The following is a 19,565-nucleotide window of genomic DNA, read 5'->3' on the forward strand; positions in this document are numbered from 1 at the left end:
GCATCTGTTAGGCTGATCCCGAAGAACAAGGAGAGCGCGATGTTACAGGTGCTGTCGGGGGCATGGGCCCTCTTGCTGGGCATGATGCTGTTGCAGGTGGGCAATGGCATGCAGGGCACGCTTCTGGGGGTGCGCGGCGCGCTCGAAGGGTTCTCGACCTACGAGATGTCGGTGGTCATGTCGTCCTATTTCGTGGGCTTTCTGTTCGGCTCGCGCATGGCGCCCGAGATGATCCGCCGGGTCGGGCATGTGCGGGTCTTTGCCGCGCTCGGGTCGATGATTTCGGCGGTTCTGATCCTTTATCCCACGATTACAGAGCCTTGGGCCTGGTCGATTGGCCGCGTTTTGATCGGCTTCTGTTTCTCGGGCGTTTATGTGACCGCCGAAAGCTGGCTGAACAATTCCGCCACCAATGCCACGCGAGGCAAGGCGCTGTCGCTCTACATGATCGTGCAGATGATCGGGATCGTGTCGGCGCAGGGTCTGATGGTGCTGGCGGATCCGTCGGGCTATGTGCTCTTCGTCATCCCGTCGGTTCTGGTGTCGCTGGCCTTTGCGCCCATTCTGCTCTCGGTCAGCCCGACCCCCGCCTTTGGCACGACCAAGCCACTGTCGCTGCGTCAGATCATGAAGATTTCGCCGCTGGGCTGTGTGGGGATGCTGTTGACGGGCGGCGTTTTTGCCGCGCAATTCGGCATGGCGGCGGTCTACGGCGCCGAAGCGGGGCTGAGCGTCGGGCAGATCTCGGCCTTTGTGGCGTCATTCTACGTGGCCGCCGTTGTGGCGCAATACCCGCTCGGGTGGCTGTCGGACCGGATGGATCGACGCAAGCTGATTGCTGCGGTGTCCCTGGGGACTGGCATCGGGGCGGTGATCGGCATGATGCTGGGCGATAATTTCTGGTTCCTGATGCTTGCGGCCTTTATCGTCGGGGGCACGTCGAACCCGCTCTATTCGCTGCTGATTGCCTATACCAACGACTTTCTTGCGCATGAGGATATGGCGGCGGCGGCGGGCGGCATGGTATTCATCAACGGGCTAGGGGCCATCGCGGGGCCGCTCATGGTGGGTTGGATGATGGGGGTCATGGGGCCGGGGGGATACTTCCTCTATATTGCGCTGCTGATGTTCGCGATGGTGGCCTATGCGATTTATCGCATGACGCAGCGCAAGGCCCCGACAGTGCGCGAAACCGACCGCTACATGCCGGTTTCGCCCAATGCATCGCCAATGGCGGTGGAATTTGCGCAAGAATATGCCATCGAGACCGCGCAAGACGCGAAAGAGGATTGAAAACGAAAAAATATGTCCCTTCTGTAGTATTATGTTACTCTGGAATGGGAGGAAATCCCGTTACCGTCATGGAAACGTCATAGGATATTGAGGAGTCCCCCTATGGTCACACCCGACGACGTGCTGCGGTTCTGGCTGGATGAAGTCGGACCGGAAGGGTGGTACAAGGCGTCAGAGACGCTGGATGCGCAAGTACGGCAGCAGTTTCTGGCAGCATGGGAGAATGCCCGAGAGGGGGCCTATGGCCTCTGGCTGACCTATCCGAGCGGCATGTTGGCCTATGTGATCCTGACCGATCAATTTCCGCGCAATATGTTCCGGAACGATGCCCGCGCCTTTGCCACCGATCAACAGGCACTGGCGGCGGGCAAGGTGGCGATCAATCGCGGCTGGGACCTGCGGATCGACGAGCCGGCGCGGCAGTTCTTTTACCTGCCGCTCATGCATTCCGAGAACCTCTGCGATCAGGAACGCTGCGTGCGCCTGATGTGCGAGCGGATGCCAGAGCATGGCGAGCAGAACCTGACGCATGCGCGGGCGCATCGCGAGGTGATCCGGCAGTTTGGCCGCTTTCCCTATCGCAACGCAGCGCTGGCGCGGCCCTCCACCGCATCGGAACGGGCGTTCGAGGCCGGGGGCGGCTATGGCGGCACCCTGCGGCGGATCATGCAGGCGGCGTGATCAGCGACCAAGTCCTGCGTTCCGAATTGCTGAAAAGACACGTCTGACGATTGTTTGTTCAATCAGTCAATCATGTCGCGTTGCGATTTTGCGAAAAATAGTTTAATGGCAAACTAAATTTGGAAAACGGAGGGCCACATGGCGTCGACTACCTATGACATGATCGTAATCGGGGCGGGTCCGGGGGGCTATGTGGCTGCGATCCGGGGCGCGCAACTGGGCCTCAAGGTGGCCATTGTCGAGCGCGAGCACATGGGGGGCATCTGTCTCAACTGGGGTTGTATCCCGACTAAGGCGATGCTGCGGTCGTCCGAGGTGTTTCACCTGATGCACCGCGCCAAGGAATTCGGGCTCAAGGCCGATGGAATCGGCTATGATCTGGATGCTGTGGTCAAGCGCTCGCGCGGGGTGGCCAAGCAATTGAGCGGCGGTGTTGCCCACCTGATGAAGAAGAACAAGGTCACGGTGGTGATGGGCGAGGCGACATTGCCCGCCAAGGGGAAGGTCAGCGTCAAGACCGACAAAGGAGTCGAGGAGCTTGAGTCCAAGCACATCATTCTGGCCACAGGTGCCCGGGCGCGCGAATTGCCGGGGCTTGAGGCGGATGGCGATCTGGTCTGGACCTACAAGCACGCGCTGATGCCGTCCCGGATGCCCAAGAAACTCTTGGTGATCGGATCGGGCGCCATCGGCATCGAATTCGCCAGCTTCTACAACACGCTCGGGGCCGAGACGACCGTGGTCGAGGTGATGGAGCGTATTCTGCCGGTCGAGGATGCCGAGATTTCCGCCTTTGCCAAGAAGGCGTTTACCAAGCAGAAGATGAAGATCATGGAAAAGGCCATGGTCAAGCAGTTGGATCGGGGCAAGGGCAAAGTCACCGCGCATATCGAGGTAGGGGGCAAGGTCGAGCAGCAAGAGTTTGACACGGTCATCTCTGCCGTGGGCATCGTGGGCAATGTCGAGGGGCTGGGCCTTGAGGCGCTGGGCGTCAAGATCGACCGCACCCATGTGGTGACGGATGAATATTGCCGCACCGGCGTGGACGGTCTCTATGCCATCGGCGATATCGCGGGCGCGCCCTGGCTGGCGCACAAGGCCAGCCATGAGGGCGTGATGGTGGCCGAGTTGATCGCGGGCGGGCATCCGCACCCCGTCAAGCCCGAGAGCATCGCGGGCTGCACCTATTGCCACCCGCAAGTCGCGAGCGTGGGCCTGACCGAGGCCAAGGCCAAGGAAAAGGGCTATGCCGTCAAGGTTGGCCGGTTCCCGTTCATCGGGAATGGCAAGGCGATTGCGCTGGGCGAGCCGGAGGGCATGATCAAGACGGTGTTCGATGCCAAGACGGGCGAACTCTTGGGTGCGCATATGGTGGGCGCCGAGGTGACGGAACTGATCCAGGGCTATGTGGTGGGGCGCCAGTTGGAGACCACCGAAGAAGACCTGATGAACACGGTGTTCCCGCATCCCACGCTGAGCGAGATGATGCACGAAAGCGTGCTTGATGCCTATGACCGGGTGATTCACATCTGAGGGATTGGCGCGCCCGAATCAGGGCGCGTCGTTGAAGCGCCACCGTGCGCGTCGGGGGACGCGCACCGCAAGCATGGGCTTGAGCAGGCCCATGCGAAAGCGGGTGAGGTCAAGCGCCTCATGCACCCCCACGGTTTCCTCGCCATCCAGTCGCGTCTTGACCGCAGAGCGGCTGTAGAAGGGCGCGTCGAGCATGGGTTTCACCTGATGCGGCTGATATCCGGCGTCGGCGCGGGTGTCGCGGGACACTTGCCACAGGCTGCGCCGCATCTTCACCTTGGGTGGCAAAGCGATGTCCTGCGCCTGTCCGTCCACGTCGAAATGCACCGCCGTGGCGAGCGCGGAGCCATCCATCCGCACCGCATCGTAAAAGCAGGTGGAGCCGCCGCGCACCGGATAACGCCCCCAGGTCCAGTATCTGAAATCCTGTTCCAGAGCGCGGGTGCCGAAATTGGCGTCGAAATAGCCATGCCCCCGCCATTGCCAGCCGGGTGCGTCGAGATCAACCTCGATGGTCGAGGTGGGGCCAAAGGGTCGCCAGATATGGGTGCCTTCGGGGGTAAGGGGCAATTCCATCTGTGTCAGCGCCGAGGGTGTCACGGTGATGCGTCCGCGTACCCGGGAAATGAGCGGGGGCGAGGAGATTTCGTTGATCTCGATGATCAGGCGATCATTCTCCCACCGCATGGACGAGGGGCCGACGGTCAGGCAATCGCGGGTCTGGCGCAGGGCCGAGGTACCCCGGTCGGTCATGGTAAAACGTCCGCCGGGCCCGTAGGTGGCGACGTTGATACAGACATGGTTGGCCGGATTGCGCCGGCCTGACCATGCATACCACGGCGAGAACACCGAACCGATGAACCCGATCACGCTGACCGCGCGCCCGCCATCGTCGCTGAGCCCGTCGACATACCACCAGGCATAGCCGTTGGGCGGCACGTCTAGGTCGAAATTCGGTCGTTCAAGATCGCCTCGGCCGCGTGCCGGGCGGAGAGCGTGGCCATCGGCACCCCCGCCCCCGGATGGGCCCCGCCCCCCGCGAGGTAGAGGCCCCGGATGGGGGTGCGTGCCGTGGGCCGTTTGAGCCCCGCTGTCATGCCGTGCGGGCTCTGCCCGTAGAGCGACCCGAGAGAGGCGGGGAACATCCGGTCGAACCGCGCCGGTGTCGTCAGCGCCCCCTCGCCGGGTATGGGATTGAAGCGCAGTCCAAAAGCCGCGAGGGTCTGAAAGGTCCGGGTGTGGCATGAGGCGAAATCCTCGGCTGTTTGGGTGAGGCCATCAAGCGGTGGCGCGTTGAGAATGATCTCGAACCGCTCGCGCTGGGGCGGAGGTTCGGGCAGGCCGCGATCCTGAGCGCAGACATAGATCGTGGGGTCGCGCGGGCAGCGCCCGGCGTCGAGATCGTCGAATTCGCTGCGGGCGTCGGCGGCGAAAAAGACGTTGTGATGTGCCAGGTCGGAACCTGAGGGCGTGGCGGCAAAGGCCCAGACCTGCGCCGAGAGACTGCGTGGCAGTTTCATCGTCTGGGTGGCGACCGCCGTCGCGGCAGGTCCGAGCGCGCCTGAGGCAAGGGCGCGGGGGTCGCCGTTGAAAACCAAATATTCGGCCGCGAGTCGGGTGCCGTCGGCAAGGGTAACACCGCGCACCTGCCCGCCTTCGGTCTCGATCCGCGTGACATGGGTGCCGTAGTGGAAATGCGCGCCCTTGGCACTGGCGAGGGTTGCCAGGCTCTGTGCCAGGCGGTGCATGCCGCCACGCACCACCCAGACGCCCGCCGCCTCGGCCTGCCAGATCAGCGACAGGAGCGCCGGGGACTGATAGGGCGAGCCGCCGACATAGGTGGCGTAACGGCCAAAGAGCTGTCGCAGGCGGGGATCGTCGAACTGGCGCGCGAGGCTTTGTGCGAGGGTCGAGAGCGGCGCCATTGCGCGGATCAGCGCTGGTTGCCGGAGCGCGGTTGCGGCGAGGGCCAGAGAGGAGGGGGCGGCGGCCTGCATCATCGGGGCATCGAAGGCCGCGAAAAGGCGGCGCGCGCGGGCACAAAAGCTGGTGAATTGCCGGGCGGCACAGTCACCCGCAAACGTATGGATCGCGGCACGGCTCCGGGCTTCGTCGGCAAAGAGGTCAAGGCTGCTGCCATCGGGCCAGAAATGGCGGGCGAGGATGGTTTGGGGCACCAGCTCAACATGATCCTCGAGCCGCGCACCGACGCTGGCAAAGAGCGTGTCGAACACGCCGCGCATCGTAAGGACCGTGGGGCCGGCGTCGACCGGGCCTGCATCCGAAGGCAGGGCACGCATCTTGCCGCCGGGGCCCGCGTGCCGTTCCAGCACCGTGACGGCTAGCCCTGCATGGGCAAGGCGCAGTGCTGTGGCCAGCCCCGCGATCCCGGCGCCGACGATCACAGCCCTGTCACGCGGTTCCAGAGGGGGCGTGTCCGATTTCATAACGCGATTGTTGACTCGCGCGGGCAATGTGTCCAGTATGATTTACACGTGATGTGTCAGAATGTTGATGCATCCCTCGAAAAAGGAGCGGCCATGCCCATCGAGACCCGCATTGAGGCGGCCATTGCGCAGGCGATTGCGCGGGGGCAGGCGGGGCAGACCCCGGCGCGATTGGCGGACGCCCTCGATTATGCCACCAGCCCAGGCGGCGCGCGTATTCGCCCGACGATTCTGATGTCTGTGGCGATGGCCTGCGGTGATGACCGGCCCGAGTTGAGCGATGCCGCCGCCGCCGCGCTGGAGATCATGCATTGCGCGAGCCTCGTGCATGACGATCTGCCCTGTTTCGACGATGCGGATTTGCGGCGGGGCAAGGCTTCGGTGCATCGCGCCTATTCCGAGCCGCTGGCGGTGCTGACCGGGGATGCGCTCATCATCATGGCATTCGAGATTCTCGCCCGTGTGGCGGATAGCGATGCGGCGCGCGCCAATGCGCTGATCCTCGCGCTGGCGCGGCGGAGCGGTATGCCGAACGGGATCTGCGCGGGCCAGGGCTGGGAGAGTGAGCCGACGGTTGATCTGGAGGCCTATCACCGCTCCAAGACCGGCGCGCTCTTTATCGCGGCCACGCAGATGGGGGCCATTGCGGCGGGACACGAGCCTGAGCCGTGGTATGAATTGGGGGCGCGCATCGGGGCGGCGTTCCAGGTGGCGGACGATCTGCGGGATGCGCTGCTCGATGCCGAAACCTTGGGCAAGCCGGTGGGGCAGGATGATCTGCACGGGCGGCCCAATGCGGTGTCGCAATTGGGGGTGGCCGGTGCCGTGACGCGGCTCAAGGATATTCTGGCGGGGGCGATTGCCTCTATCCCGTCCTGCCCCGGCGAGGCGCGGCTGGCCAAGATGGTGCAGATGCAGGCCGAGCGCATCATTTCCGTGCTGCCTGCGCGCATGCGGGCCTGACATGGCCGTGGCGGGCGATCTGCCCGAGCACCCGTCGCGATCGCGCGGTGGCTGGCTGACGCGGTTGATTGCCAATCCACGGTTTCAGCGATGGGCCAGCGGCTTTCCCCTGACGCGCGGCATTGCGCGGCGCGATGGGGCCGAGATTTTCGATATAGTCCAAGGGTTTGTGCAGTCACAGGTGCTCGCTGCGCTGGTTGAGCTTGGTCTCTTGCATCACTTGATCGACGGGCCGGAGGCCCCTGCGGTCCTGGCCCGGCGGGTTGGTCTGGCCGAGGATCGCATGGCGATTTTGCTTCAGGCGGGGGCGGCGCTTGGCCTGCTGCGCCGGCGGCGCGATGGGCGCTTTGCGCTGGCGCGCAAGGGGGCGGCAATTCTGGGCGTGCCTGGGTTGGAGGCGATGATCCGGCATCACCGCGCCTTTTACGCCGACATGGCCGATCCCGTGGCGCTCTTGCGCGGTGAGCAGGAAACCGAACTGGCGCGGTTCTGGCCCTATGTCTTTGGCGCGGCGACCGAAATGGAGCCGGAAGTGGCGCGCCGCTACTCGGATCTCATGGCGCAATCGCAGGGATTGGTGGCGCAGGATGTGTTGCGGATGGTGTCGTTCAGGGAGACGCGGCATCTGCTGGACATCGGAGGGGGCAGCGGTGCGTTTTTATCGGCGGTTGCGGAGCGCTATCCGGATGTTCGCTTGACGCTGTTCGATCTGCCCGAGGTGATCCCTTCGGCTCGACTGCGGTTGTCGGAGGCGGGGTTGAATGCGCGGTTGACGCTATCTCCGGGCTCTTTCCGGAGTGATCCGTTGCCGGAGGGGGCCGATACGGTTTCGCTCATCCGGGTGCTATACGACCATGACGACGCCACGGTGACGGCGCTTTTGGCCAAGGTCCATACCGCCTTGCCCGCCGGTGGGCGGCTGGTCGTGGCAGAGCCGATGGCCGGGGGCGCACGCCCCGAACGCGCGGGCGACGTCTATTTTGCCTTTTATACCATGGCGATGGGCACGGGGCGCGCACGCTCTGCGGCGCGCATTGCCGAGATGTGCCGCGGGGCGGGGTTTACCAATGTCCGCATCCCGCACAGCCCGCGCCCCTTCGTTACCAGCGCGCTGAGCTGTGTAAAGGGTGCGTGACGAAAATAAGTCTGACAGTGTAAAGAAAGATTGACACATTAGCCTGTCCCGCTACACTTACAGGTAAGGGGAATCCAGAATCTGACACCGTCAGACAACGGACAGGAGGCCGCCATCGAAACCCGCGCCGTTCATCTCAGGGGACCAGAGGACCTCTCGGTTGACAGTCTGACGCTCAAGGCGCCGGGGGTGGGGGATTTGGTGGTCGATGTCGCCCATTCGGGCATTTCCACGGGCACCGAAAAGCTGTTCTGGTCGGGGCAGATGCCGCCGTTTCCCGGTATGGGTTATCCGCTGGTGCCCGGTTACGAGGCCGCTGGCGAGGTGGTCGAGGCCGGAGCCGGCACAGGATACAAGCCGGGCGATCATGTGTTCGTGCCCGGTGCGGATTGCTACGAAGGGGCCTTTGGCCTCTTTGGCGGGGCCTCGGCACGGCTTGTGACCAAGGCGTCACGCGTCTGTCGCATTGATGCAGGTTTCGGGGCCGAAGGCGCGCTCTTGGCCTTGGCGGCGACGGCGCGACACGCGATGGCGGGGCTGGACAAGGCCGTGCCCGATCTCATCGTGGGGCATGGCGTTTTGGGCCGGTTGCTGGCGCGACTGACGCTTGCGGCGGGTGCTCCGGCGCCAACCGTCTGGGAAACGCAAGCCGGGCGCAGCATGGGCGCGCAGGGCTATCCGGTGATCCATCCCGACAATGACACGCGCCGCGATTACCACGCGATTTACGATGCTTCGGGCGATCCCGCGATCCTGAACACGCTGATTGGCCGTCTGGCCAAGGGCGGCGAAGTGGTGCTGGCGGGGTTCTATCCGCAGGCGCTCAGCTTTGCCTTTCCCATGGCGTTCATGAAGGAGGCGCGGCTGCGCGTAGCGGCGGAATGGGTCCATGACGACCTGACCGCGACCCGCGCGCTGGTGGAATCGGGCGCGCTCAGCCTGGGCGGCCTGATCACGCATCAGGCATCCGCCAAGACCGCGCCGCAGGCCTATCGGACCGCATTCAGCGATCCTGATTGCCTGAAAATGATACTCAACTGGAAGGACGCAGCATGAAGGACGACGTGCCGAATCTCAAGGAGTTCGACCGCCGGCTGCGTGACGAGGCGCAGCAAGAGCCGACGCTCGAAATTCCTCAGGGCGAACCCAAGTCCACGACGCAGATCATCGCGATCTACGGCAAGGGCGGTATCGGCAAATCTTTCACGCTGGCAAATCTGAGCCACATGATGGCAGAGATGGGCAAGCGTGTGCTGCTCATCGGATGCGATCCCAAATCCGACACCACGAGCCTGCTTTTCGGCGGCAAGGCGTGCCCCACGATCATCGAGACATCGACCAAGAAGAACCTCGCCGGTGAGCCGGTCAAGATCGGGGATGTGTGTTTCAAGCGCGGTGGCGTCTTTGCGATGGAACTGGGCGGGCCGGAAGTGGGCCGGGGCTGTGGCGGTCGCGGGATCATCCACGGCTTCGAGCTGTTGGAAAAGCTCGGGTTTCACGATTGGGATTTCGACTATGTCCTGCTGGATTTTCTCGGCGATGTGGTGTGTGGCGGCTTTGGCCTGCCGATTGCGCGGGACATGGCGCAAAAGGTCATTCTGGTGGCCTCGAACGACCTGCAATCGCTCTATGTGGCCAACAACGTGTGTTCTGCGGTCGAGTATTTCCGCAAGCTGGGCGGCAATGTGGGCGTCGCGGGTCTGGTCGTGAACAAGGATGACCATTCCGGCGAGGCGCAGGCCTTTGCCAAATCGGTCAACATTCCCATTCTGGCCGCCATCCCGCAGGATGACGACCTGCGCAAGAAATCCGCCAATTACCAGATTGTCGGCACAGCGGCGAGCCAATGGGGAGATCTCTTCGCGCAATTGGCAGAGGCGGTGTCTGTGGCGCCTCCGGTGCGGCCCAATCCGCTCGATCAGGATGGGCTGCTCGGGCTTTTCGATAGCAAGGACACGGGCGGCGACATCGTGCTGGAGCCGGCCACGGACGCGGACATGCGCGGCAAATACGCGGCGCCCAAGGCCTCGTTGGAGGTGGTTTATGACGATGCGTGATGAACCCCGCCACGAGACATTGGTCGAGGTGCAGCGGCTTTTGGCGCGGGCGCGGCCCGAACAGGTGCGCCGGCTTCTCGACGATATTCGGGACGCAGGCGCAATGTCGGACCGAGATGAGCGCGCATCCCCCCAAAGGCGGGTGTCATGAGCGATGAGGTCACATATGACGGGGCCGCAGAGGCCCGCGTGATCACTGGCCCCGCTGTTGATACCGCGCCCGATATGGCCGGTGGTTGCCACTCCGGTAGCGAGATGGAAAAGGCCGCGCGCATGGCCGGGCAATCCGAATTGCTCGACCAATACGCCCGCGATTATCCCAAGGGGCCGCATGACCAGCCGCAGAGCATGTGCCCGGCCTTTGGATCCTTGCGCGTGGGCCTGCGGATGAAGCGCGTGGCGACGGTGCTCTCGGGGTCTGCCTGCTGCGTCTATGGCCTGACTTTTGTATCGCATTTCTACGGGGCGCGCCGTTCGGTGGGCTATGTGCCGTTCAGTTCCGAAACGCTTGTGACCGGCAAACTCTTTGAGGACATTCGCGAGAGCGTGCATGAGATGGCGGACCCGGACCGGTTCGACGCCATTGTCGTGACCAACCTCTGCGTGCCGACCGCGAGCGGTGTACCGCTGCGCCTGCTGCCCTCCGAAATCAACGGGGTGCGGATCGTGGGCATCGACGTACCCGGGTTCGGTATTCCCACCCATGCCGAGGCCAAGGATGTGCTGGCCGGAGCGATGCTGAACTACGCCCGCAAGGAAGTGATGGCGGGCCCGGTTGCGGCCCCTGCGGGCGGCAAGTCTGATCGCCCCACCGTGACCATGCTGGGCGAGATGTTTCCGGCGGACCCGATGATGATCGGCGCGATGCTGGCCCCCATGGGCCTTGCTGCTGGTCCGGTTGTGCCCTGCCGCGAGTGGCGCGAGCTTTATGCCGCGCTCGATTGCGGGGCGGTGGCAGCGATCCATCCCTTCTATACCGCTGCAATCCGCGAGTTCGAGGCCGCAGGCCGCCCCGTCGTGGGGTCGGCCCCTGTGGGCCATGACGGCACCGCCGACTGGCTTGTCGGGATCGGCGATGCCTTTGGTCTGTCCGCAGACCGGGTGGCCGCTGCGCAGAATGCGTTTTTGCCCGCTATCAAGGGCGCGCTGGCGAATGCGCCGATCAAGGGCACGATCACGCTGTCGGGCTATGAAGGCAGCGAGCTTTTGGTGGCGCGTCTCTTGATCGAGAGCGGGGCCAATGTGCCCTATGTCGGCACCGCCTGTCCGAAAACCCCGTGGTCGGCGGCGGATGCAGACTGGCTGTCGTCCAAGGGTGTCAAGGTCAAGTTCCGCGCATCGCTCGAAGACGACTGCGCGGCTATGGAGGCGGTCAATCCCGATCTCGCCATAGGCACCACGCCTGTGGTGCAAAAGGCCAAGTCCAAGGGCATCCCTTCGCTCTATTTCACCAACCTCATCTCTGCTCGGCCCTTGATGGGCCCGGCGGGGGCGGGGAGCCTTGCCGAGGTGGTCAATGCCGCCATGGGCAACAAGGCCCGGATGGACAGTATGCGCGAGTTCTTCGCCGGGGTGGGCGAGGGCGACACGGCGGGCATCTGGGAAGGCAGCCCAAATCTGCGCCCTGATTTTCGCGCGCAGCATCAGAAGAAGCTCGACAAGCAGGCGCGGGCCGCCAAAGCGCAGGAGATGATCTGATGCTCATTCAGGATCATGATCGCGCGGGCGGATATTGGGGGGCGGTCTACGCCTTTTGCGCGGTCAAGGGATTGCAGGTGGTGATCGACGGGCCGGTCGGCTGTGAGAACCTGCCGGTGACATCGGTGCTGCATTACACCGACGCGCTGCCGCCCCATGAGTTGCCCATCGTGGTGACGGGGCTGGGCGAGAGTGAAATGGGATCGGGCACCGAAGAGGCGATGAAGCGCGCCTGGGGCACGCTGGACCCCGCACTGCCTGCGGTGGTTGTGACCGGCTCGATTGCCGAGATGATCGGCGGTGGTGTGACGCCGCAAGGCACAAATATTCAACGCTTTTTGCCGCGCACCATTGACGAGGATCAATGGCAGTCGGCGGACCGGGCGATGACGTGGATCTTCACGGAATTCGGCATGACCAAGGGGCGGATGCCCCCCGAAAAGCCGCGCGAAGAAGGCAGCGCGCCGCGCGTCAATATCCTTGGGCCGATGTATGGCACGTTCAACATGCCGTCGGACCTGCACGAGATCCGACGTCTGGTCGAGGGGATCGGGGCCGAGGTCAATATGGTGATGCCGCTCGGGGCGCACCTGGCCGAGATGCGCAATCTGGTCAATGCCGACGCCAATATCGTGATGTATCGCGAATTCGGTCGCGGTTTGGCCGAGGTTCTGGGCAAGCCCTATCTGCAGGCGCCCATCGGGGTCGAGAGCACGACGTTGTTCCTGCGCAAGCTGGGCGAGATGCTGGGCCTCGACCCCGAACCGTTCATCGCACGCGAGAAGCACTCGACGCTCAAACCGGTGTGGGATCTGTGGCGGTCGGTGACTCAGGATTTCTTTGCCACGGCGAATTTCGGGATCGTGGCGAATGAGACCTATGCGCGCGGTATCCGGCATTACCTCGAGGGCGATCTTGGCCTGCCCTGCGCCTTTGCGGTGGCGCGCTGTGCGGGTCGCAAGACCAATAACGAAGAGGTGCGCAGCCTCGTGCATACCAAGCGCCCGCTGATCCTGATGGGGTCGATCAACGAGAAGATCTATCTCGCCGAGACGCGCGCGGGATTTGGGCCGCAGCCGGTGTTTCTGCCCATGAGCTTTCCGGGGGCGGCCATCCGGCGCGCCACGGGGACGCCGGTGATGGGCTATGCGGGGGCGACATGGCTCTTGCAGGAGGTGTGCAACGGGCTCTTTGATGCGCTCTTTCACATCCTGCCCCTGGCGACCGAGATGGACGCGACCCATGCGACGCCCACCCCCTTGCGCCGGGATTTTCCGTGGGATGCCGACGCCGCCCGAGAGTTGGAGCGGATCGTTGCGGAACATCCGGTGCTGACGCGGATTTCTGCGGCCAAGACTTTGCGCGACGCCGCCGAGGATGCGGCGCTGCGGCAGGGCGATGAACGGGTCGTGCTGCAAACCGTTCAAGCGATTTCCCCCCGTATGACCGGGGTTCCAGTTCGAGAGGAGGACTGAGACGATGACTGACATGACATCAAACCCGCCCCGCGCGCGCAGCCGACAGGCGCGGCGCCGTGGTCTGGAATTTCAGCTCTATTTTGCTCTGATTTTTGCGTTGGCCCTGCCTGTCGCCACACTGCGCTGGATGCGCGAGGTGGCGCAGTATCGCACGCTCGATCTGCGTGGCCCCCTGGCGCGTGCCTGGGCCGAGGCGGATCGCACGACGCCACTGATTTTCTCGGCCTGACAAGGGCCGGGATCACGAGCTGCCTGTCCCACGTTGGGGCGGACAGAACCCTGCGGGGCCATGCCGGCCTCGAAGGACCCGGTCGCGGGGTACGCGACGTCAGCATAACGTTCCGGAGGAAAGTTCATGGCTGATAAATCTGATCTGTCGTTCACAGGTCTCACAGACGAGCAGGCTCAAGAGCTGCATTCCGTCTATATGAGCGGCCTTTGGCTGTTCACGGCGATTGCAGTGGTTGCACATATCGCAACCTTCATCTGGTTCCCGTGGTTCTGAGGAAAGGGGTAAGACATGGCAAAGTTCTACAAGATCTGGCTCATCTTCGACCCCCGCCGCGTTTTCGTGGCGCAGGGCGCGTTCCTGTTTCTTCTGGCCGCGATGATCCATCTCGTGCTGCTCAGCACCGACGGTTTCAACTGGTTTGAAATCGCCGCTGCCAAGTATGGTCAGTGATTTCACTGCCCCAATGATCGCTGCGGGCGGGGACAACGCCGCCCGCGGCTACCTAACGAAACGAAACGGCTGAGCGGGCACCCGCGACGGCCGGACAGCGCGGGGACCACGAGATGGCTTTGCTCAGTTTTGAAAGAAAGTACCGTGTCCGCGGAGGAACGCTGATTGGCGGCGATCTGTTCGATTTTTGGGTCGGGCCCTTCTATGTCGGCTTCTTCGGGGTCACGACCGCATTTTTCGCAGCCCTTGGCACGATCCTGATTTTCTGGGGAGCGTCGCAGCAAGGGACGTTCAACCCATGGCTCATCAACATCGCGCCGCCCGACCTGAGTTACGGTCTGGGCCTGGCACCGCTGATGGAGGGGGGATTGTGGCAAATCATCACCTTCTGCGCCACCGGGGCCTTTATCAGCTGGGCGCTGCGCGAGGTGGAAATCTGTCGCAAACTGGGGATGGGCTATCATGTGCCCTTTGCCTTCAGCTTCGCGATCCTGGCCTACATGACGCTGGTGATCTTTCGCCCGCTGCTGATGGGGGCCTGGGGGCACGGGTTTCCCTACGGGATCTTCAGTCACCTCGATTGGGTCTCGAACACCGGCTACGCCTATCTGCACTTCCATTACAATCCGGCGCATATGCTGGCGGTGACGCTGTTTTTTACCACCACCTTTGCTCTGGCACTGCATGGCGGCCTGATCCTGTCGGCGGCCAACCCCGAGAAGGGCGAAGAAATGAAGACGCCCGATCACGAGGATACCTTCTTTCGCGACTTCATTGGCTATTCGGTGGGCACGCTGGGCATCCACCGCGTCGGATTCCTTCTGGCGATCAATGCGGTTTTCTTTTCGGCGGTCTGTATCATCATTTCCGGCCCGGTCTGGACCAAGGGCTGGCCCGAGTGGTGGAACTGGTGGCTCGACCTGCCGATCTGGCCCTCTCAGGTAGGGATGTGAACCATGATTGAATATCAGAACATTTTCACCCAGGTGCAGGTGCAGGGCACGCCCGAGATGGGCATGGACGACACCGGCGGGCGGCTGATGTCCGAACGCGCCGGCAAGCCCTTCTTCTCTACCCTCGTCGGCTGGCTTGGCAACGCGCAGATCGGACCGATCAACCTCGGCATGCTGGGTGTGGTCAGCATGATCAGCGGTTTCATGTGGTTCTTTATCGTCGGTCTCAACATGCTGGCGCAGGTGGGCTGGTCCTTGCCCGAGTTCCTGCGGCAACTCTTCTGGCTGTCGCTGGAGCCGCCGGGACCGGAGCATGGGCTGTCGATGCCGCCGCTCAATGATGGTGGCTGGTATATCATCGCCTCGTTCTTTCTCTTGGTGGCGGTCTGTGCGTGGTGGCTGCGGACCTATCAGCTGGCCGCAAGCCACAAGATGGGCAAGCATGTCGCCTGGGCCTTTGCCTCTGCCATCTGGCTCTTTCTGGTGCTGGGCCTCTTCCGGCCGATCCTGATGGGGTCCTGGTCCGAGGCGGTGCCCTACGGTATCTTCCCGCATCTTGACTGGACCACGGCCTTCTCGATCCGCTACGGCAACCTCTACTACAACCCGTTCCACTGTCTTTCGATCGTGTTCCTTTATGGTTCGGTGCTGCTCTTTGCGATGCACGGGGCGACCATTCTGGCTGTGACCCGCTTTGGCGGCGACCGCGAGTTGGAACAGATCGTGGATCGCGGCACGGCGTCCGAGCGCGCCGCCCTCTTCTGGCGCTGGACCATGGGGTTCAATGCGACGATGGAGGGGATTCACCGCTGGGCCTGGTGGTTTGCGGTTCTCACCCCGATCACGGGTGGTATCGGCATCCTGCTCACCGGCACGGTCGTGGACAACTGGTTCATCTGGGCGCAAGAGCACAATTTCGCGCCGATGTATGACGGGTCTTACGGCTACGAGGCTTATGGCTCGTACGAGGCCTTCATCGGAAAAGGAGAGTGAGCCATGTTTCCCAAATGGTTTGACAAATGGAACCGTGACAACCCGACCAATGTCTTTGGTCCGGCGGTCGCCATCAGCGCAGTGGGCGGCGCGGTCTTTGTCGCGGCTCTTCTGGTGACATGGGGCCAGCCCTATGCCACCGAGAGCCTCCAGACCGGCCCGCGCGGCACGGGCATGTCGGTGCCCGAGTTCAAGCTGGATCTGGCCAAGCCCGATCCGTCGATCGAGAGCTTCCTTGCCTCGACCTCGGCACCGGTGGTGCCGCGGGGCGGCGAGCAGACCGCCGGCGAGGCACGTGAAAACGTGCCGCCAGGGCTTGAGGGGCTGACGGTCGAGAACTACGATCGGCTGTTGGCGGCGATGCGTGTCTGGACCGGGATTCCCGATCTCTTCGAGAGCCCGGACAATTACCAGACCGCTGTTGGCCATGTGATGATCGGCATGACCCAGAACCTCAACGAGGAATGGTCGGGCCACGTCAATGCCAACAAGGAGGTGGGTGTAACCTGTTACACCTGTCACCGTGGTCAGCCGGTGCCCTCGGATATCTGGTTCAAGATCAGCCCGGTCAACGAGTCCGTCGAAGGCTGGTCGGCCAATCAGAACCGGGTGACAGTGCAGTCGCAATACACCTCGCTGCCTTCGGATGCGCTCGAGAAATACCTGCTCGATGGCGAGAGCATCAAGGTGCATGATCTCGAATCCCGTGTGGCGGGCGTGCCGGGCACGGACGGGTATCCGGGCATTCAGCAGGCCGAACGGACCTATTCGCTGATGAACTATGTGGCGAATTCGCTCGGGGTGAACTGTGTGTTCTGTCACAATTCCCGCGCCTTTTATGACGGGGCGCAGGTCACACCGCAGTGGGGCACGGAGATCCTGGGTATCGAAATGGTGCTGGAGTTGAACAACACCTATCTCGTACCGCTCGAAGGTCTCTTGCCCGAGAACCGGCTGGGGCCGGTCTATGCCGACGCGCCCAAGGCCGCCTGCAAGACCTGCCACAAGGGCTATCAGCAGCCCCTGCAAGGCACCAATGTGATCGGCGACTGGCCGGAACTGGCCACCACCAGCGGCACGCCGGATTACAGCAACTGACCAGGCATGGGGGCGTCCTGAGGCGCCCCCGATGCCCCCATGCCGCCCCTCGTGCGGGTGGCATCAGCGCCACCGGGGAGGAGGCCGCCATGACCCACACCAGACCCAACACACCGCTTCTGGACCGCATTGCCGGCCCGTCTGACCTGCGCCAGATGCCGGATCGGCAATTGGCCGCCCTGGCCGATGAATTGCGCGCCGAAGTGATTTCCGCCGTGTCGGAAACCGGCGGGCATCTGGGCTCATCCCTCGGCGTGGTCGAGTTGACGGTGGCCATTCACGCGGTGTTCAGCACGCCGATGGACAAGCTGATCTGGGACGTGGGCCACCAATGCTATCCCCACAAGATTTTGACGGGTCGCCGCGACCGTATCCGCACCCTGCGGCAAAAGGATGGGCTCTCGGGCTTTACCAAGCGCAGCGAGTCGATCTACGACCCCTTTGGTGCCGCCCATTCCTCGACTTCGATCAGTGCCGCGCTTGGCTTTGCCGTGGGGCGGGACATGGGGCAGGCGACCGGCGATGCGATTGCCGTGATCGGAGACGGTTCGATCAGTGCGGGCATGGCCTATGAGGCGCTGAACAACGCCGGGGCCGAGGGGCGGCGGCTTTTCGTCATTCTCAACGACAATGAAATGAGCATCGCACCTCCCGTGGGGGCGATGTCGTCTTATCTCAGCCGCATGTATGCGAGCGAGCCTCTGGCGCGCATGGCCTCCCTTGCCGAAGGGTTCGAGGCCGCGCTGCCCACGCCGCTGCGCGAGAGTGCCAAGCGCGCGCGGCAACTGGTGACGGGGCTGACAGGCTCTGGCACGCTGTTTGAGGAACTGGGATTTCAGTATGTCGGCCCCATCGACGGGCATGACATGGGGCAGCTTCTCTCGGTGCTGCGTGCCGCGCGCACCCGGGCCACGGGGCCGGTTCTGATCCATGTCTGCACGGTCAAGGGCAAGGGCTATGCCCCGGCCGAGGGGGCGGCGGACAAGGGGCATGGTGTGTCGAAATTCGACCCCGCCACCGGCGCACAGGCCAAATCCAAGCCCGGCGCGCCATCCTATACCGGCGTTTTCGGTCAGGCCCTTGTCACCGAGGCCGCGCGCGATGATCGCATTGTTGCCGTGACCGCCGCGATGCCCGATGGCACCGGGCTGACCAGGATGGCCGAACGCTTTCCGGCGCGGGTGTTCGATGTGGGCATTGCTGAACAGCATGCCGTGACCTTTGCCGCCGGGATGGCGGCGAGTGGCCTCAAACCGTTTTGCGCGATCTATTCCACCTTCCTGCAACGTGCCTATGATCAGGTGGTGCATGACGTGGCGCTGCAGGGTTTGCCGGTACGCTTTGCCATCGACCGCGCGGGGCTGGTGGGGGCCGATGGGGCCACCCATGCGGGGGCCTTCGACATCGGCTATCTTGGAAATCTGCCGGGGATGACCGTGATGGCCGCTGCCGATGAAGCGGAGCTTGTCCATATGGTCGCCACCGCCGCCGCCCATGATGCAGGCCCAATCGCGTTCCGCTATCCGCGCGGGTCTGGCACCGGCGTTGCCCTGCCGGAACGGGGCAAGCCTCTGGCCATCGGCAAGGGGCGTGTGATCGAGGAGGGCTCGGATGTGGCGGTCCTCAGCTTTGGCGCGCATCTTTTTGAATGTCAGGTCGCGGCCGATATGGTGGCGGATGACGGGATCACTGTGACCGTGGCCGATGCCCGCTTTGCCAAGCCGCTCGATACCGATCTCTTGATGCAGTTGGTCAGCCATCACCGGGCCTTGATCACCGTTGAGCAGGGGGCGATGGGGGGCTTTGGTAGCATCGTCCTGCACGAGCTGGCCCGGCGTGGTGCCTTTGACAAGGGGCTGATCCTGCGCACGCTCTGTCTGCCGGACCGTTTCATAGATCAGGCAGAGCCTGCGGATATGTATGCCGATGCCGGTCTCTCAGCCACGGATATTGCCTTTGCGATACGTGCCGCCCTGGCCGGGCGGGCCGAAGTGGTCCCGTTGCGTCAGATCCTCTGAGGCTACTGCGCAGGTGGCCGCGTCACGGTCTGGAGATAGGCCCAGACATCGTGTGCCTTCTGCACATCGCGCAGTTGATAGGCCATCTTGCCGCGCGCCTGCGGGTCATCGAGGTAGTTGCGCAGATAGGCCGTGGCATCGCGAACGTAGACCACGAAATCCTCTTCGTTCCAGCGCAGGCCGGATTTTCCGGCTGCAACCATTGAGGTGGAATAGTTGAAGCCCGGCACGCTGCCCGCGTGCCGCCCGATCACGCCATAGAGATTGGGGCCGGTGCGCCCGCCCCGAACGACCGGCGTTTCGGTCTCATCAATGATCGAATGACAGGCACGGCAATCCTTGAAGATCATTTCGCCGCGCTTGGCATCGGCCGCCTGTGCCGGTGCCCCGAGGCTCGCAAGCCCAAGCATCAGGATCGCGCATCGGTTGAACATCGTTATACCTCCTCGCCTCCACTTCCCCTGTATTAGGTGGGTGGTCTTGAGGTTCGGTCAATCAGGGTGACGGGCGGATCACGTGGTTGTCACCGCCCGTGT

The 19,565-nt window shown here is 63.4% G+C and carries 19 protein-coding genes and 1 pseudogene; 17 read left to right on the forward strand and 3 right to left on the reverse strand.

Annotation, left to right across the window (positions count from 1 at the left end; genetic code table 11):
* Positions 1–39: 39 nt before the first annotated feature.
* The 3 genes from MVC20_RS13775 to lpdA all read left to right on the forward strand — a co-directional run bounded on the left by MVC20_RS13775 (position 40) and on the right by lpdA (position 3,507).
* Positions 40–1,293 carry an MFS transporter gene (locus MVC20_RS13775; RefSeq protein WP_297542327.1) on the forward strand — a complete coding sequence of 418 codons (1,254 nt, stop codon included), beginning with the start codon at positions 40–42 and terminating at the stop codon, positions 1,291–1,293.
* A gap of 102 nt (positions 1,294–1,395) precedes the next feature.
* Positions 1,396–1,974 (forward strand): DUF924 family protein, encoded by a 579-nt coding sequence (locus tag MVC20_RS13780; RefSeq protein ID WP_297542329.1) that lies wholly within the window; start codon positions 1,396–1,398, stop codon positions 1,972–1,974.
* Between the two features lie 138 nt (positions 1,975–2,112).
* On the forward strand, positions 2,113–3,507 hold the full coding sequence (lpdA, locus tag MVC20_RS13785; protein ID WP_297542331.1) for a dihydrolipoyl dehydrogenase: 1,395 nt from the start codon (positions 2,113–2,115) through the stop codon (positions 3,505–3,507).
* An 18-nt stretch (positions 3,508–3,525) separates the two neighbouring features.
* Here lpdA and crtC read toward each other — a convergent pair whose 3' ends face one another.
* Both crtC and crtD read right to left on the reverse strand, forming a co-directional pair.
* Positions 3,526–4,446: a carotenoid 1,2-hydratase gene (gene crtC, locus MVC20_RS13790; protein ID WP_297542333.1), complete on the reverse strand. Its 921-nt coding sequence runs from the start codon at positions 4,444–4,446 to the stop codon at positions 3,526–3,528.
* 5 nt (positions 4,447–4,451) lie between these two features.
* Positions 4,452–5,954 (reverse strand): annotated as a pseudogene (gene crtD / locus MVC20_RS13795) (1-hydroxycarotenoid 3,4-desaturase CrtD); the annotation flags it as partial.
* Between the two features lie 93 nt (positions 5,955–6,047).
* On the opposite strand from crtD, the gene MVC20_RS13800 reads away from it, so the two are divergent.
* From MVC20_RS13800 to dxs, 14 genes are all read left to right on the forward strand, one after another.
* Positions 6,048–6,917 (forward strand): polyprenyl synthetase family protein, encoded by an 870-nt coding sequence (locus MVC20_RS13800; protein WP_297542335.1) that lies wholly within the window; start codon positions 6,048–6,050, stop codon positions 6,915–6,917.
* Between the two features lies 1 nt (position 6,918).
* Positions 6,919–8,052 carry a methyltransferase gene (locus MVC20_RS13805; protein WP_297542337.1) on the forward strand — a complete coding sequence of 378 codons (1,134 nt, stop codon included), beginning with the start codon at positions 6,919–6,921 and terminating at the stop codon, positions 8,050–8,052.
* A 114-nt stretch (positions 8,053–8,166) separates the two neighbouring features.
* Complete coding sequence (gene bchC, locus MVC20_RS13810; RefSeq protein ID WP_297542764.1) at positions 8,167–9,108, forward strand: chlorophyll synthesis pathway protein BchC; 942 nt, start codon at positions 8,167–8,169, stop codon at positions 9,106–9,108.
* The gene (locus MVC20_RS13815; RefSeq protein WP_297542339.1) at positions 9,105–10,109 is read left to right on the forward strand and encodes a chlorophyllide a reductase iron protein subunit X; all 1,005 of its coding nucleotides are present in this window, start codon (positions 9,105–9,107) and stop codon (positions 10,107–10,109) included. Before bchC ends, MVC20_RS13815 begins: the two co-directional genes overlap by 4 nt.
* Positions 10,102–10,260 (forward strand): hypothetical protein, encoded by a 159-nt coding sequence (locus MVC20_RS13820; RefSeq protein WP_297542341.1) that lies wholly within the window; start codon positions 10,102–10,104, stop codon positions 10,258–10,260. The genes MVC20_RS13815 and MVC20_RS13820 overlap by 8 nt, the downstream gene beginning before the upstream one ends.
* A complete protein-coding gene (gene bchY / locus MVC20_RS13825) occupies positions 10,257–11,807 on the forward strand; it encodes a chlorophyllide a reductase subunit Y (protein WP_297542342.1) in 1,551 nt (516 codons plus the stop codon). Before MVC20_RS13820 ends, bchY begins: the two co-directional genes overlap by 4 nt.
* Positions 11,807–13,282 carry a chlorophyllide a reductase subunit Z gene (bchZ, locus tag MVC20_RS13830; RefSeq protein WP_297542344.1) on the forward strand — a complete coding sequence of 492 codons (1,476 nt, stop codon included), beginning with the start codon at positions 11,807–11,809 and terminating at the stop codon, positions 13,280–13,282. Before bchY ends, bchZ begins: the two co-directional genes overlap by 1 nt.
* Positions 13,283–13,286: 4 nt before the next feature.
* On the forward strand, positions 13,287–13,514 hold the full coding sequence (gene pufQ / locus MVC20_RS13835; RefSeq protein WP_297542346.1) for a cytochrome PufQ: 228 nt from the start codon (positions 13,287–13,289) through the stop codon (positions 13,512–13,514).
* Positions 13,515–13,640: 126 nt separating this feature from the next.
* The gene (gene pufB, locus MVC20_RS13840) at positions 13,641–13,790 is read left to right on the forward strand and encodes a light-harvesting antenna LH1, beta subunit (protein WP_009819267.1); all 150 of its coding nucleotides are present in this window, start codon (positions 13,641–13,643) and stop codon (positions 13,788–13,790) included.
* Between the two features lie 15 nt (positions 13,791–13,805).
* Positions 13,806–13,967 (forward strand): light-harvesting antenna LH1, alpha subunit, encoded by a 162-nt coding sequence (pufA, locus tag MVC20_RS13845; protein ID WP_008280385.1) that lies wholly within the window; start codon positions 13,806–13,808, stop codon positions 13,965–13,967.
* Between the two features lie 113 nt (positions 13,968–14,080).
* The gene (gene pufL, locus MVC20_RS13850) at positions 14,081–14,920 is read left to right on the forward strand and encodes a photosynthetic reaction center subunit L (protein ID WP_037268979.1); all 840 of its coding nucleotides are present in this window, start codon (positions 14,081–14,083) and stop codon (positions 14,918–14,920) included.
* Positions 14,921–14,923: 3 nt separating this feature from the next.
* Positions 14,924–15,913, forward strand: coding sequence for a photosynthetic reaction center subunit M (pufM, locus tag MVC20_RS13855; RefSeq protein WP_297542350.1), 990 nt, complete (start codon positions 14,924–14,926; stop codon positions 15,911–15,913).
* Between the two features lie 3 nt (positions 15,914–15,916).
* Positions 15,917–17,011, forward strand: a complete 1,095-nt coding sequence (gene pufC, locus MVC20_RS13860) for a photosynthetic reaction center cytochrome PufC (RefSeq protein WP_297542351.1) — start codon at positions 15,917–15,919, stop codon at positions 17,009–17,011.
* Positions 17,012–17,100: 89 nt separating this feature from the next.
* On the forward strand, positions 17,101–19,029 hold the full coding sequence (dxs, locus tag MVC20_RS13865; protein ID WP_297542353.1) for a 1-deoxy-D-xylulose-5-phosphate synthase: 1,929 nt from the start codon (positions 17,101–17,103) through the stop codon (positions 19,027–19,029).
* A 2-nt stretch (positions 19,030–19,031) separates the two neighbouring features.
* Here dxs and MVC20_RS13870 read toward each other — a convergent pair whose 3' ends face one another.
* On the reverse strand, positions 19,032–19,463 hold the full coding sequence (locus tag MVC20_RS13870) for a c-type cytochrome (protein WP_297542355.1): 432 nt from the start codon (positions 19,461–19,463) through the stop codon (positions 19,032–19,034).
* Positions 19,464–19,565: the final 102 nt, after the last annotated feature.

Source organism: Roseovarius sp. (genome assembly GCF_027019125.1).
In the GTDB taxonomy this organism is placed as follows: Bacteria; Pseudomonadota; Alphaproteobacteria; order Rhodobacterales; family Rhodobacteraceae; genus Roseovarius.